This is a genomic window from Mycobacterium sp. 852013-51886_SCH5428379 (assembly GCF_001665575.1).
Taxonomy (GTDB): Bacteria; Actinomycetota; Actinomycetes; order Mycobacteriales; family Mycobacteriaceae; genus Mycobacterium.
The window spans coordinates 293,211-307,706 of record NZ_LZSU01000036.1; the positions used below are offsets into that span (position 1 = coordinate 293,211).

A 14,496-nucleotide genomic window follows, 5' to 3' on the forward strand; every position below is an offset into this window, starting at 1 on the left:
GTTTGTATGTGCGTGTGTCGGGAGGGCCGACGCCGCGAACAAAGGAGACCGCCATGACTTCAGCTGCACATCCGAAAGCAACCGAAACGACCCTGGGCGCCGGCACCTGGGCCATCGACCCCATCCACTCCACCGTCGGCTTCTCCGTACGCCACCTGATGGTCAGCAAGGTGCGCGGCACGTTCGACCAATTCAGCGGTGCGATCACCGTCGCCGAAGACGGCTCTGCCGCGGTCACCGCCGAGATCGCGGTCGATTCCGTGAACACCCGCAACGAACAGCGCGATGCCCACCTCAAGGCCGCGGACTTCTTCGACACCGACAAGTACCCCACCGCCACGTTCACCTCGACCGGCGTCCGCCCCGACGGTGACCGGTACGCCCTGGACGGCGAGCTGACGATCAAGGGCATCACCCGGCCGGTCACGCTGGAACTCGAGTTCAACGGCGTCAACCCCGGTATGGGCCATGGAGAGGTGGCCGGATTCGAGGCCACTGTGGTGTTCAACCGCAAGGACTTCGGCATCGACATCGACGTGCCGCTCGAGACGGGCGGCGCTGTAGTCGGCGACAAGGTGACCGTCACTCTGGAGATCGAAGCGCTCAAGCAGGCTTGATCCTCGTTCGCGGTGTGGTGACTGGTCGGGTTCTATGTGAGACGTTTAGTATCAGTAACCACGCGGCACCCCTAACGGACGTCGCGTGAAGTTAGGGCACACTGAGACGATCGTCCACAATTCGTCTGGGGATACTTCCAGGCGGACAGGTGGACGTCGTCTCGGCGGCCCGACCCGTACCAGCAGCCCACTGGACAGCTAGACCGAGGAACACCTAGGAGAACCGGTGACGTACGTCATTGCCGAGCCCTGTGTCGATGTCAAGGACAAGGCGTGCATTGAAGAGTGCCCCGTCGACTGCATCTACGAGGGCGCTCGCATGCTGTACATCCACCCCGACGAGTGCGTCGACTGCGGTGCGTGTGAACCGGTGTGCCCGGTCGAAGCCATCTACTACGAGGACGACGTCCCCGACCAGTGGAGCGGCTACACCCAGCACAACGCGGACTTCTTCGCCGAGCTCGGCTCCCCGGGCGGCGCGTCGAAGGTCGGCCAGACCGACAACGACCCGCAGGTCGTCAAGGATCTGCCGCCGCAGGGTGAAGACTGACGACTCCCGTGCCTGAGGTCGGCCGGCGACCGGTTTCGGCCGCGCTGCCGGAGTTTCCGTGGGACACGCTCGCCGAGGCGGGGGCGCGGGCCCGCGCTCATCCGGACGGCATCGTCGACCTGTCGGTGGGTACGCCCGTCGATCCGGTGGCGCCGCTGATCCGGGAGGCGCTGGCCGCCGCCAGCGCGGCGCCCGGCTACCCGACCACCGCGGGGACCCCCGCGTTGCGGGCCTCGGCCAAGGCTGCACTCGAACGCCGGTACGGCATCACCCGCCTCGCCGACGACGCGGTGCTGCCCGTGGTCGGGACCAAGGAGCTCATCGCCTGGCTGCCGACGCTGCTCGGGCTGACTGCGGAAGACGTCGTGGTCGTCCCCGAACTCGCCTATCCCACCTACGAGGTGGGGGGTCGGCTCGCCCGGGCCCGAGTGGTCCGCGCCGACTCGCTGACCCAGCTGGGTCCGGAACGACCCGCACTGATCTATCTGAACTCGCCGAGCAACCCGACCGGCAAGGTGCTCGGCATCGACCACCTCCGCAAGGTGGTCGGCTGGGCCCGCGACCGGGGCGTGCTCGTAGCCTCCGACGAGTGCTACCTCGGGCTGGCCTGGGACGCCGAACCGTTCTCCGTGCTGCATCCCGACGTCTGCGGCGGCGACCACACCGGACTGCTCGCCATCCACTCGCTGTCGAAGACGTCCTCGCTGGCGGGGTACCGCGCCGGCTTTGTCGCCGGCGATCCCGCCGTCGTCGCCGAACTGCTCGCCGTGCGCAAACACGCCGGGATGATGGTTCCGACGCCGGTGCAGGCGGCCATGGTCGCCGCGCTCGACGACGACGCCCACGAGAGCGAGCAGCGTGCGCGCTATGCGCGACGGCGCGAGATCCTGCTGCCGGCACTTCAGAAAGCCGGGTTCACCGTCGACCACTCCGAGGCGGGCCTGTATCTGTGGTCGAGCCGCGGGGAACCGTGCCGCGCGACGGTCGACTGGCTGGCCGATCGCGGAATCCTCGCCGCGCCCGGCGAGTTCTACGGACCCCGCGGCGCGCAGCACGTGCGGGTGGCGCTCACCGCCACCGACGAGCGCATCGACGCCGCCGCGCGCCGCCTCTCATGACCGCGTTCAACACACCGGAGAAGTCCGACCGCTACCGCACCGAGCATTTCACCGGTGCCGTCGGCCTCAACTGGTACACCACCGACCCCACGCTGCAGACGACACTGGCGTACTACCTGCCGCCCGAGCAGGTGGCGGTGGCCGAACCGCATCTGACCGCCATCGGCGAGCTGATGGGTGGACCGGTCGCCCGATGGGCCGAGGAGACCGACCGTCATCCGCCCACGCTCGAGCGCTACGACCGCTGGGGTCACGACGTCAGCAGGGTCGTCATGCCGGCGTCGTTCACCCAGTCCAAACGCGCGGTGCTCGACGCCCAGCACCGGCTGCGCGACGACGTGCGGGCCGCCGGTGGCCGCTCGGCGATCCCGATGTATGTGGCCAACTATCTGCTCGACCAGGCCGACATCGGGATGGGCTGCGCGCTGGGCACCGGCGGCGGGATGGTGCAGGCGCTGGTCGCCGCGTACGCCCCCGCAGACGTCCGGGACCACGTGCTCGCAAAATTCGCCTCCGGCGAGTGGGACGGCGAAACAGCGCAGATGCTGACCGAGCGCACCGGCGGATCCGACCTCGGGGCGTTGGAGACGACGGCCACCCGGCACGGAGACGCCTGGCTGCTCAACGGCGTCAAATGGTTCGCCTCGAACTGCGACGGTCAGGCGTTCGTCGTACTGGCCAAACCGGAGGGCGCGCCGGACAACAGCCGCGGCGTCGCGACCTTCCTCGTGTTGCGCACGCGGCGCGACGGCTCGCGCAACGGGGTGCGGATCCGGCGGCTGAAGGACAAGCTCGGCACCCGATCGGTCGCCTCCGGCGAGGTCGAGTTCGCCGACGCCGAGGCGTTCCTGCTCTCCGGCGAACCCTCGTCCGAGGCCGGCCCGTCCGACGGTAAGGGGCTGGGCCGGATGATGGAGCTCACCAACGCCGCCCGGCTCGGCATCGCGCTGTTCGCGCTCGGCAACGCGCGCCGCGCCCTGGTGGAATCGCTGTGCTACGCCCGCCGCAGGCAGGCGTTCGGTTCGGCGCTGATCGACAAACCGCTGATGCGGCGCAAGCTGGCCGAGATGATCGTCGACGTGGAGGCCGCGCAGGCCCTGGTCTTCGACGGCACCGGGCGGGCCAATCATCGTCAGCCCGGCCGCATTCGCCAGCGGATCGCGGTGCCGGTGACCAAGCTGAAGGTGTGCCGGCTCGGAATCACGATGGCCTCCGACGCGATCGAGATCCACGGCGGCAACGGCTATATCGAAGACTGGCCGGTCGCCCGACTGCTGCGCGACGCCCAGGTCAACACCATCTGGGAGGGGCCCGACAACATCCTGTGCCTCGACGTGCGCCGCGGTATCGAGAAAGCGCGGGCGCACGAAGATCTGCTCGCCCGCCTGCAGGGCGCGGTGTCGGTCTCCGACGACGATGCGACGACGGGGCTGGTGGCCCGCCGGGTGTCGGACCTCGAGGCTGCGGTCAGTGCGTGGACGAAGCTGGACGGCGCGATCGCCGAGGCGCGGCTGTTCCCGCTGGCGCAGTTCATGGCCGACGTCTACGCCGGGGTGCTGCTCACCGAACAGGCCGCGTGGGAGCGCGCCGAGCGTGGCGACGAGCGAAAAGCGTTGGTGGCCAGCCTGTATGCGAAGCGCTATCTGGCCGACCGCGGCCCGCTGCGCGGAATCGACGACGACGGCGACGAGGCCATCGAGCGGTTCGACGAGCTGGTGGCCGGCGCGTTCACGGGGTGATCGGATCGGTGGCCCGCAGGCTGAGCGCGAGCACCAACCGGTCGTCCGCGTCGTCCAACGAGTCACCCAGGATGCTTTCCAGGCGGCGCACGCGGTAGCGCACGGTGTTCGCGTGCACGTGCAGGCGTCGGGCCACCGCGGCGATGTCGCCGAAGCCGTCCAGGTAGGCGGCGAGTGTCTCGGCCAGGATCGGATCCTGTTCGCGCAGTGCGGGTATCCGCGGGTCGATCAGTCGCGGTTGACCCGCGACCTGGGCGACGATGTCATCGAGCAGCACCGTCGTGCGGGCCTCGGAGAGCGAGGTCACCTGTCCGATCGCGCCGGGATGGCGGCTCGCGCTGTCGAAGACGCGGTCGATGTCGAGGCGCGTCGCCGCGGCCGCGTCGAGGCCGGCCAGCGGTGCGGCGATCACCGCCCGCACCGTCGCACCCCGTTCCCGGTGCATCGTCGCGACCACACCGCGCACCCACGACGTGACCGTCGACGGCGCCCCGATCTTCGGGAGCAGCACATATACCCGGTCGTCGGCGGGTACCACCTGCGCGTCCGCGCGAAATGCTGTGGCGCTCAACGCGATCACCTCGGTCAGGCCCGGCCCGCCGCGGAATCCGATGAGCGCGGCACGGCTGTCGATCTCGAGGCTGAGATCGCGGGCGATGGCGGCGGTGTCGGTGGCGCCGGTGTCGGTATCGGTCAGGCCCAGTAGGTCGCGCAGCCGCAACGTGTGCACCGATGGTGTCGCCGCCATTCTGGCCAGAATGCGCGCCGCCAGGACGGCGCCGCCACGCAGCGCCTCGTCGGCGCCGTCGGCCAGTGGTTCGCCGCCCTGCTGCAGCCAGATGGTGCCGCCGAACCGCGGCGGCCTGCGCGTCGCAGCCAGGTGGATGCCGACCGCCAGCCGCGGTCGTAGCCGCAGTTCGGGTCGTTCGGGGACGCGCACCACGTCGGACCCGGAGCGCAGCGCATCGAACACGCCGGCGTCGGCCAGCCATTGCAGGTGGGCGGGCGGCCCCTCGCGGCCGAGGATCGACAACCGCCGCAGATCGTCGGCCTCGTCGTTCGGCGACGAGTAGGCCAGCACGTGCGATCCGTCGTCCTCGATGGTGACCAGTCCGCGGGTGCGGTCGGCCACCGACTGAGCGAGTGCGAAGAGGTCATTGCCGCCGGGCAGGTGCGGATCGTCGTCGTCGCGGACGTGCTCCAGGAACTGCGTCACCAGTCGGTAGGCCCGCTCCCAGCGGGCGTGCGGATCGACGGCCACCACCGCCACACCCAGCCGTGCGGCCCGGCGCTGCAGCGCCGCCGTGGGCTCCTTGACGAAGACGGCCACCGGCCGGCGCACCTGCTGCTCGAGCCAGCGCGCCGCGGCCTCGTCGGGAACACCCAGGAGGAAGAACAGATCGGCGTTACCGGTGGCGTGGGCGACACCGAGGCGGACGTCGTCGGCGTCCACGAGGGCCACCGAACCCACGGCGGCGTCGAGACCCCGGGGGGCGACGGCGAGCGTGACCATGGTGCGATCCAGCGCCAGCAGCAGGTCACCCAGCCGGACACGCGCGGCGCTCATACTGTCCGATCGTAACTGTCTGCCGACGGTTCTTTGGCGGATCGGCTAACTACGGCCGGTGGTTCGGCGGGGCACCCTGACGAGCATGGACGCGATCAGCGACGTACCTCCGCCTGCGAACGAGCCGGTCCACGATTTCGCCCCCGGCTCACCGGAACGCGCGCGCCTCCTCGAGGCGCTGACCGAGCTCACCGCCGCACCGATCGACCTGCCCCACGTCATCGGCGGCAGGCACCGGATGGGTGCGGGTGAGCCCATCGACGTCGTGCAGCCGCACCGGCACACCGCGGTGCTGGGCACGTTGACCAACGCCGACCACTCCGACGCCACCGCCGCCGTCGACGCGGCGACCGCGGCCAAACCGGACTGGGAGGCGATGCCGTTCGACGAACGCGCGGCGGTGTTCCTGCGCGCGGCCGATCTGCTGGCCGGTCCGTGGCGGGAGAAGATCGCCGCGGCGACGATGCTCGGCCAGTCGAAGTCGGCCTACCAGGCGGAGATCGACGCACCGTGCGAGCTGATCGACTTCTGGCGCTTCAACGTCGCGTTCGCCCGCCAGATCCTCGCCCAGCAACCGGTGAGCAGCCGCGGGGTGTGGAACCGTACCGACTACCGATCGCTCGAGGGTTTCGTGTACGCGATCACGCCGTTCAACTTCACCGCGATCGCCGGCAATCTCCCCACGGCGCCTGCGCTGATGGGCAATACCGTCGTGTGGAAACCCTCGCCGACACAGATGTTCTCGGCCTACCTCACGATGCAGCTGCTCGAGGCCGCCGGGCTGCCGCCCGGGGTGATCAATCTGGTGGCCGGCGACGGTCGCGCAGTATCAGAGGTGGTGCTGGCCGATCCGCGGCTGGCGGGCATCCACTTCACCGGATCGACCGCGACGTTCCAGCACCTGTGGCGTGAGGTCGGCGCGAACATCGAGCGCTACCACGGTTATCCGCGGCTGGTGGGGGAGACGGGCGGCAAGGATTTCGTCGTCGCCCACACCAGCGCGGACCCCGATGTGCTGAGCACCGCGCTCATCCGCGGCGCGTTCGACTATCAGGGCCAGAAGTGTTCGGCGGCGTCGCGGGCGTTCATCCCGCGATCGGTGTGGCACCGGATGGGTGACGACTTCCTGGCCGCCACCGAGGCGCTGCGCTACGGCGACGTCTGCGACCTGTCCAACTTCGGCGGTGCGCTGATCGACAGGCGCGCGTTCGACAAGAACGTCGCGGCGATCGAGCGGGCCAAGACGGCACCGGAGGTCACCATCGCCGTGGGCGGCGAATACGACGACAGCGAAGGGTATTTCGTACGACCGACCGTGCTGCTGTCCGACGATCCGGCCGACGAATCGCTGCGCGAGGAGTACTTCGGACCCCTTCTGTCCGTGCATGTCTATCCCGACGCCGAGTACGACGCGATCCTCGACGTCGTCGACGGCGGCGCCCGCTACGCCCTGACCGGGGCGGTCATCGCCGACGACCGCGTCGCGGTGCTGCGGGCCCAGCAGCGGTTGCGGCACACCGCGGGCAACTTCTACGTCAACGACAAGCCGACCGGTGCGGTGGTCGGGCAGCAGCCGTTCGGCGGATCTCGCGCGTCGGGCACCAACGACAAGGCCGGGTCACCGATGAACCTGCTGCGGTGGACGTCCGCGCGGTCGATCAAGGAGAACTTCGTGCCGCCGACCACCCACATCTATCCGCATATGGAGGGGTGAGCGGTGGGGGCGTTCCAGCGGGTGGCGCGGCCGGTCATCCTGGCGGCCAGCAGGTCGTCGCGGCTGCGCGGTGCGGTCGAACGCGTGCCGCTCACGCGGGAGGTGGTGCACCGGTTCGTCCCGGGCGAGTCGGTGGACGACGCACTGACGACGGTTGCTGCGCTGAGGGATTCGCGACGAATGGTCAGTGTCGACCACCTGGGTGAGGACGTCACCGACGCGGATGCCGCCGCTGGTACCGTCGACGCCTATGTGAGGCTGCTCGAAGCGCTGGGCCGGCGCGACGAGCCGGATACCGGCGACGTCCGGCCGCTCGAGGTGTCGATGAAACTCTCGGCGCTCGGACAGGCGCTGGCGCGCGACGGGGAGAAGATCGCTCTGGAGCACGCGCGGACGATCTGCAGTCACGCCGCCCGGGTGGGCGCCTGGGTGACCGTCGACGCCGAGGACCACACCACCACGGAGTCCACCCTGGCGATCGTGCGCGAACTCCGAGCGGACTTCCCCTGGGTGGGCACGGTGCTGCAGGCGTATCTGCGGCGCACGCCCGACGACTGCGCGGAGTTCGCGGCGTCCGGAGCCCGAATCCGTCTGTGCAAAGGCGCCTATGACGAGCCCGAGTCGGTGGCGTGGCGGGACGCCGCCGCGGTCACCGACGCGTATCTGCGCTGTCTGGACACTCTGATGGGCGGGCGGGGTTATCCGATGGTGGCCTCGCACGACCCGGTGATCATCGAGGCGGTGCCCGCGATGGCGCGCGAATACGGCCGCGATGCAGCGGGATTCGAGTATCAGATGCTGTACGGCATCAGGGACAACGAACAACGCCGGCTCGCCGACGACGGGGCGGCGGTGCGCGTCTACCTGCCGTTCGGCACCGAATGGTACGGCTATCTGGTACGCCGGCTCGCCGAGCGACCGGCGAATCTCACGTTCTTCCTCCGGGCGCTGGTGCAGCACTGAGCTGCCGGCGTCACCAGATCGGCGTCGCGGCCACTGCCATCGTCACGTTGCCGCTGCACGGGCCGCCGTAGATCTCCGTCGTCCAGCTGCCCTGCAACGACCCGTCGCGCTGCGGAACGTAGTAGGAGAAGCTGCGCGCGGGCGCCCACACCTTCGGCTGGCCGTCGCCCATGAAGCAGTCCCACTGCCAGTCGTAGGATTGTGTCCACCGGGCGCCGTCCCACGTGTAGCGAAGGGGCTGTGGGATCGTCGGATTGGTGGGGCGGGGACCGCTGACCACCGTCGCGATGCAGACGCCACTGGAACAGTTGCTCTTGAACACGTATGACGCGGAGAAGTCGGCCTCGGGTTGCAGTGCGGCCGAACTGGTTCCGCCCTTCTTGGATGCGAAGCTCACGAGGTTGAACGGCCCGGTCCACAGCTGTCCCACGGGGGCGCCCGCGGTGGGCGGCGCCGTCACGATCGCTCCCGCCATGCCGACTACGACGGCGGCTGCTGTCAGCAGCGCCGTGAACGCTCGACGGGTCGCCATCGCCTTCCTCGCACTCCTCGCTGGAAGCACAAGAGTAGCCGCGGTTTTGGCCCGTCCCGTGGGCCGTTACCCAAAAATGACAATGTTGTTATTCAGGGCTGCTCCCGTGTTCGACGCGAGAACCGGCCGTCGGTGACCTCATCCCACTTGCGGCACACGGTGGCGACCTGCGGATCGTCGTGTCCCTTGATCCATTCATAGGTCGCCACATCGGTCGAGGGGTTGGTGACGATGATCGTGTGCAGTTCGGGCCGGCGCTCGGCAAGCGCGCGCAAATCCTCCGGCGGAGTCGACGGGTCCGCGGCCCGCAGCGCGTCGCGCGGGTCCGGAAGCGCACCGCGAGGAGCGTCATAGCCCGCGGGATACTCCGGTGCGGCAACGCGAGACCGCCCGTTGAGCAACAGATTCAGGGCGATCGCGGTGACCGCGCCCGCGGAGATGCCGGAGTGGAAGATCGTCTGGAACCACTCGGGGAACTGGTGGTACAGGTCCAGCGAGACATCGATGGGGGAGCCGGGGTCGGCGTAATAGAGCTTCGCCTCGGTGAGCATCGCCACGCCGACGGAGATCGCCACGACGAGGATGTTGGTGTTGTCGAACGCCACCTTCGACAGCGTGCGCACGCCGCTGGCGGCCACCATGCCGAACAGCGCCACACCTGCCCCGCCGAGCACCGGCAGCGGGATGCCCTCGACGACGGCGGCCATCTTCGGGAGCAGGCCGAGCAGGATGAGGATGACGCCGGCAGCGGTGGCGACGTGCCGCGTGCGGACGCCCGTGATGGCCACGAGGCCGACGTTCTGGGCGAACGCGGTGTAGGGGAAGGTGTTGAACACGCCGCCGAGCACGGTGCCCAAACCGTCGGCGCGCAGACCGTCGGCCAGCCGTCGCGGGGTGATCTTCTCGTCGACGATCTCGCCGACCGCGACGATGTCGCCGGTCGTCTCGGTCATGACGACGATCGCGACGATCAGCAGCGCGATGACGGAGCTGACCTCGAAGGTCGGCAGGCCGAATTGGAACGGCGTCACGACGCCCACCCAGCCGTAGTCGGACATGTGGGACCAGTCGGTCATGCCGAGGGGGACCGCGACGAGGGTGCCGACGACCACGCCGAGCAGGATCGACACGCGTCGCACCGTCTCGGGGGCGAACCGCTCGATGGCCAGGATGACGGCCAGCGTGAAGAAGCCCATGCCGACGGATGCGGGGGCGCCGAAGTCCTCACCCGTCGCGGTGCCGCCGCCGAACCAGCCTGCGGCAACCCGCATGAGCGACACCCCGATGATGAGGATGACGGTGCCGGTCACCAGGGGTGGGAAGAACCGGATCAAGCGGCCGAACACCGGCGCCAGCAGGATCATGAAGACGCCGCTGGCGATGACCGAGCCGTAGATGGCCGTGACGCCGTGATTGACACCGATGGTGATCATGGGTCCGACCGCGGCGAACGTCACGCCCTGTATGAGGGGCAGTCGCACCCCGAAGCGCCAGACGCCGACCGCCTGCAGAATCGTCGCGATCCCGGCGACGAACAGGTCGGCCATGATCAGGTGGACGATGTCCGACGGGTCGAGCCGGCCCGCGCTGACCATCGCACCGCCGACGATCAGCGGTACGGCCACCGCGCCGGCATACATCGCCAGGACGTGCTGAACGGCCAGCGGCAGGAGCCGGCGCAGCGGGGGGATCTCGTCGACCGGTCTGGGGTGCGCTCTGCCCACGGTGATCAGTCTGATCAGGGTTGCCACCCCGTCATGGTCGGTTCGGGGAGTTTCGTGACCTTTCCGTGGGGATGACCGGCGTATTACCGATGCCGGGTCACGGTTCGAGCATGCAGAACGAGTGGTGTTCGTGGGCGATGACCCAGCGCCCGTCGCGTTTGCGCAACCCCATGGTGAGGCGCAGCCGGTTGTCCGGGTTGGCGGCGAACAGCTCGTCGGTGCCGCAGCGCAGCAGTCCGTACGCGAACGCGACGTCATCGCCTGCGGTCACGGTCAAGTCCAGGAGCTCGAACTTGGCGCCGCTGCGCAGATAGTCGAAGAACGACGGCCAGGTGTCGCGGTAGGCGTCGATGCCGTGCACGCCGTCGTAGGGCGGCGGCACATCGAACATCACGATGTCGTCGTCGTGGTCGGCCACCGCGCCGTCCTGGTCGCACGCCGCCACGGCGCCGACCCATCGGGTGATCAGTTCTCGGATCGTCGTTTCGTCACTCATACCGGGTAGACCCGGCTGCCCCGCGGGACTCATCGCTCTTCCCGTCGCCGCGCCCGTTCCCACAGCAGTAGTTGCGTGTACGCCGCGATCGTCTGCGAGTCGGTGATCTCGCCGTTGGCGATCATCTGTTCCAACTCGTCGCGGGTGAACCAGGCGCTGCGCATGTCCTGCTCTTCGTGTTCGCGGTCGTGTTCGCCTTCGGTCAGCCCGGTCGCCAGGAACACCCAGCCTCGCTGGCTGCTCATCCCCGGCGCCACGTCGAGCAGTCCCAGCCGCGTGATGGTCTCCGCACGCAGTCCGGTCTCTTCACGTAGTTCGCGGGCTGCCAGCTGCAGGGGCTCCATGTCGGCGCGACCGGGGGCGGTGCCCTGCGGGAACTCCCAGCGCCGCAGTCCCAGCGGATACCGGAACTGTTCGACCAGATGCACGCGGTCCTGGTCATCTCGGGCGATGACCAGCGCGTACGTCGGCCTGTCGACGACGCCGTAGATGCCTTCGGTGCCGTCAGGCCTGCGGATGTCGTCCTCACGCACGGTCATCCAATTGTTGCGGTACACCTCGCGGGTCGCGACGCGCTGGATCGTCTTCACGCGGCCCAGTATCGCCGAGGCCGCCCGGGAGTAGCGTCTCAGGCGTGTTGCTGGCCTCGTTGAATCCTGCTGCGGTCGCCGCTGGCGCCGACCTCGCCGACGCCGTCCGCATCGACGGCGCCACGCTCAGCCGCAGCGATCTCGTTGGCGCCGCGACGTCGGTGGCCGAGCGTGTCGCCGGTGCCCGGCGCGTCGCGGTCCTCGCCACCCCGACCGCCACCACCGTGCTGGCGATCACCGGTTGTCTCATCGCCGGGGTGCCGGTGGTCCCGGTCCCCGCCGACGTCGGGATCGCCGAACGCCGGCACATCCTGACCGACTCCGGCGCTCAGGCGTGGCTCGGTGAGCGCCCGGCCGACGATGGCGGTCTCCAGCACGTCCCGGTGCGTCTGCACGCCCGGTCGTGGCATCGCTACGCCGAACCGTCGCCGGACGCGACGGCGCTGATCATCTACACCTCGGGCACCACCGGCCCGCCGAAGGGCGTCGTGCTGAGCCGGCGTGCGGTCGCCGTGGACATCGATGCCCTGGCCGACGCCTGGCAGTGGACGCCGGAAGACACACTGGTGCACGGCCTTCCGCTGTATCACGTACACGGACTGGTCCTCGGTGTGCTCGGTTCGCTGCGGATCGGCAACCGCTTCGTGCACACCGGCAAACCCACGCCGGAGGCCTATGCGGCCGCGGGTGGGTCGCTGTACTTCGGGGTGCCGACGGTGTGGTCGCGGATGGCGGCCGACGAGGCCGCCGCCCGGGCGCTCGCGCCCGCGCGGCTGCTGGTGTCCGGCAGCGCGCCGTTGCCCGTGCCGGTGTTCGAGCGCATATCGGCGCTGACCGGACATCAGCCGGTGGAGCGGTACGGCAGTACGGAATCGCTGATCACGCTGAGTACCCGGGTGGACGGCGATCGGCGCCCGGGCTGGGTGGGGCTGCCCCTGGCCGGCGTCCAGACCCGATTGGTCGACGAGGCGGGCGCACCGGTGGCGCACGACGGGGAGACGATCGGCCGCCTGGAGGTCAGCGGGCCGACGCTGTTCGACGGCTATCTCAACCGGCCGGACGCGACCGCCGAGGTGTTCGACGGCACCTGGTACCGCACCGGTGACGTCGGGGTGATCGACGACGCGGGGATGCACCGCATCGTCGGCCGGGAGTCGGTCGACTTGATCAAGTCGGGTGGATTCCGTATCGGCGCGGGGGAGATCGAGACGGTGCTGCTCGGCCACGAGGGTGTGCGCGAGGCCGCGGTGGTCGGACTGCCCGATCCGGACCTCGGGCAGCGCATCGTGGCGTTCATCGTCGGCGACGCCGATCCTGACGCCTTGATCGCTTATGTGGCCGAACAGCTTTCGGTGCACAAGCGGCCGCGGGAGGTCCGCATGGTCGACGAGCTGCCGCGCAACGCGATGGGGAAGGTCATGAAAAAGGAGCTGGCGCAATGGTAGTGAAATGTCCCTGAGGTTCAGCGACCTGTGTGTCGACGCGAAGGATGCCCGGGCGCTGGCGGACTGGTGGTCGCAGGTGCTCGGCTGGCCGGCCGAGGACGCCGGCGACGGTGACGTCGTACTGCGTGCGCCGGTCGGAACCGGTGTGGACTGGCTGTTTCTGCCCGTCCCGGACGAGAAGGTCGTCAAGAACCGGCTGCATGTCGACCTGACCCCCGATGACCAGCAGGCCGAAGTGGACCGGCTGCTCGGTCTCGGCGCCCGACGCATCGACATCGGCCAGGGGGAGCAGACCTGGGTGGTGCTGGCCGACCCCGAGGGCAACGAGTTCTGCGTGCTGGCAGCCGAATAGCCGGCCGCCCTCAACTCAGAAGGGTGGTGGGTCGTCGCCGTAGTTGGGGAGGTGTTGTGGTTCGGGTGGTGGGTGTTGCGCCCGGGCGGCTCTCACTCTGGCGGCTTGGACGGCTTGAGCGGCGGCTCGTCGTTGGGCGGCGTTGTGGGCGCGTTCGGCTTTGATGCGTGCGGTGTTCTCGGCGGCGCGGGTGCGTCGTCGTTTCGGCATCTTGGCGGTGCGGTCCGGATCCGGGGGCGGCTTCGCGAGCGGGGGGAGTTGCGCGGTGGTGGTGTTCCAGTGCGGGAAGAACAGTCTGCTGCCGGGGGTGGTGGTGTAGCGCGCGCCGGCCGGGGTGGTCCACGTGACGGTGCCGTCGGGGTGTTGTTGGTTGGACCAGCCGTCCCAGAAGGTTTTAGCCAGGTGGTGGGTTCTGCACTTGCAGTGCAGGTTCGACGCATGGGTCGGCCCGTACGGCCACGGCACGACATGATCGACGTCGCAGCGTGCGGCGGGGACGTCGCAGCCGGGGAAACGGCAGAACAAGTCGCGGGCGCGCACGAACGCGGCGAGTTTGGCCGACGGACGGTAGTGCGGTTCAGGATCCGGGCCGGGCTGCCATAGCGGTTTGATCCTGGCCCCGGCGCGCAGGGCTTCGGCGAGTGCGGGGATGGGCAGGATGGTGCCATCGGGCATCATCGCCGTTCCCGAATCCTGCGGGCAGGGAACGGGATTCGACGCCTCGGCCTCGGCCTGCGGCTCGGGCTCCGACTCGACCGCCGCCTCCGCCTCCGCCTCAGCCCCGGCCTCTGCCTCCGGCTCGGCTTCACCCGCCGCCTCGGCCTCCACCTCGGCCTCCACCTCGGCCGCCGCCTCCCGCTCCGCCTCCGGCTCGGCCGACGCCTCGGATTCAACTTCCGGCTCGGTCTCCACTTCGGCCTCCGCCTCCGCCTTTGACTCAGTGCCGGGTTGGCGGTGGGCGTATGCCTCCTGCTGGCCGCGGTCTTCGTCGGCGATCAGGTTCTGCGCGGCTTCGATCGCGGCGGGGTCGGCCAGGATGTTGACGACGATGTGGGCGGTGTCCGGTGCGGTGGCCGTGCAGGTCGGGGA

The 14,496-nt window shown here is 69.5% G+C and carries 14 protein-coding genes; 8 read left to right on the plus strand and 6 right to left on the minus strand.

What is annotated here, in order from left to right; all coding sequences use genetic code 11:
* Positions 1 to 53 precede the first annotated feature (53 nt).
* The 4 genes from A5757_RS16135 to A5757_RS16150 all read left to right on the plus strand — a co-directional run bounded on the left by A5757_RS16135 (position 54) and on the right by A5757_RS16150 (position 4,024).
* Positions 54 to 617, plus strand: a complete 564-nt coding sequence (locus tag A5757_RS16135) for a YceI family protein (protein ID WP_066835850.1) — start codon at positions 54 to 56, stop codon at positions 615 to 617.
* Positions 618 to 843: 226 nt separating this feature from the next.
* Complete coding sequence (gene fdxA, locus A5757_RS16140) at positions 844 to 1,167, plus strand: ferredoxin (RefSeq protein ID WP_066835852.1); 324 nt, start codon at positions 844 to 846, stop codon at positions 1,165 to 1,167.
* Between the two features lie 8 nt (positions 1,168 to 1,175).
* Positions 1,176 to 2,285 carry a succinyldiaminopimelate transaminase gene (gene dapC / locus A5757_RS16145; protein ID WP_197497356.1) on the plus strand — a complete coding sequence of 370 codons (1,110 nt, stop codon included), beginning with the start codon at positions 1,176 to 1,178 and terminating at the stop codon, positions 2,283 to 2,285.
* Positions 2,282 to 4,024 carry an acyl-CoA dehydrogenase family protein gene (locus A5757_RS16150; RefSeq protein WP_066835856.1) on the plus strand — a complete coding sequence of 581 codons (1,743 nt, stop codon included), beginning with the start codon at positions 2,282 to 2,284 and terminating at the stop codon, positions 4,022 to 4,024. The genes dapC and A5757_RS16150 overlap by 4 nt, the downstream gene beginning before the upstream one ends.
* Here the strand turns inward: A5757_RS16150 and A5757_RS16155 are convergent.
* Positions 4,014 to 5,591 carry a PucR family transcriptional regulator gene (locus A5757_RS16155; RefSeq protein ID WP_066835858.1) on the minus strand — a complete coding sequence of 526 codons (1,578 nt, stop codon included), beginning with the start codon at positions 5,589 to 5,591 and terminating at the stop codon, positions 4,014 to 4,016. The genes A5757_RS16150 and A5757_RS16155 overlap by 11 nt on opposite strands.
* 85 nt (positions 5,592 to 5,676) lie before the next feature.
* Here A5757_RS16155 and pruA point away from each other — a divergent pair, with 85 nt between their 5' ends.
* Entirely contained in the window at positions 5,677 to 7,305 is a 1,629-nt protein-coding gene (pruA, locus tag A5757_RS16160) for an L-glutamate gamma-semialdehyde dehydrogenase (protein ID WP_066835860.1), read from the plus strand.
* Between the two features lie 3 nt (positions 7,306 to 7,308).
* The gene (locus A5757_RS16165; protein WP_066835865.1) at positions 7,309 to 8,268 is read left to right on the plus strand and encodes a proline dehydrogenase family protein; all 960 of its coding nucleotides are present in this window, start codon (positions 7,309 to 7,311) and stop codon (positions 8,266 to 8,268) included.
* A 10-nt stretch (positions 8,269 to 8,278) separates the two neighbouring features.
* Here the strand turns inward: A5757_RS16165 and A5757_RS16170 are convergent, their stop codons facing one another.
* The 4 genes from A5757_RS16170 to A5757_RS16185 form a co-directional block, all read right to left on the minus strand.
* On the minus strand, positions 8,279 to 8,800 hold the full coding sequence (locus A5757_RS16170) for a hypothetical protein (RefSeq protein WP_066835866.1): 522 nt from the start codon (positions 8,798 to 8,800) through the stop codon (positions 8,279 to 8,281).
* A 92-nt stretch (positions 8,801 to 8,892) separates the two neighbouring features.
* A complete protein-coding gene (locus A5757_RS16175; protein ID WP_066835867.1) occupies positions 8,893 to 10,551 on the minus strand; it encodes a nucleobase:cation symporter-2 family protein in 1,659 nt (552 codons plus the stop codon).
* 70 nt (positions 10,552 to 10,621) lie between these two features.
* Complete coding sequence (locus A5757_RS16180) at positions 10,622 to 11,020, minus strand: nuclear transport factor 2 family protein (RefSeq protein WP_156618445.1); 399 nt, start codon at positions 11,018 to 11,020, stop codon at positions 10,622 to 10,624.
* 29 nt (positions 11,021 to 11,049) lie between these two features.
* Complete coding sequence (locus tag A5757_RS16185; RefSeq protein WP_156618447.1) at positions 11,050 to 11,610, minus strand: NUDIX hydrolase; 561 nt, start codon at positions 11,608 to 11,610, stop codon at positions 11,050 to 11,052.
* 44 nt (positions 11,611 to 11,654) lie between these two features.
* On the opposite strand from A5757_RS16185, the gene A5757_RS16190 reads away from it, so the two are divergent.
* Positions 11,655 to 13,055 (plus strand): acyl-CoA synthetase, encoded by a 1,401-nt coding sequence (locus tag A5757_RS16190; RefSeq protein ID WP_066835869.1) that lies wholly within the window; start codon positions 11,655 to 11,657, stop codon positions 13,053 to 13,055.
* Between the two features lie 4 nt (positions 13,056 to 13,059).
* Positions 13,060 to 13,407 carry a VOC family protein gene (locus A5757_RS16195; protein WP_066835870.1) on the plus strand — a complete coding sequence of 116 codons (348 nt, stop codon included), beginning with the start codon at positions 13,060 to 13,062 and terminating at the stop codon, positions 13,405 to 13,407.
* Positions 13,408 to 13,422: 15 nt separating this feature from the next.
* Here A5757_RS16195 and A5757_RS23715 read toward each other — a convergent pair.
* On the minus strand, positions 13,423 to 14,496 hold a 1,074-nt coding region (locus A5757_RS23715; RefSeq protein WP_231984012.1), incomplete at its 5' end, for an HNH endonuclease signature motif containing protein.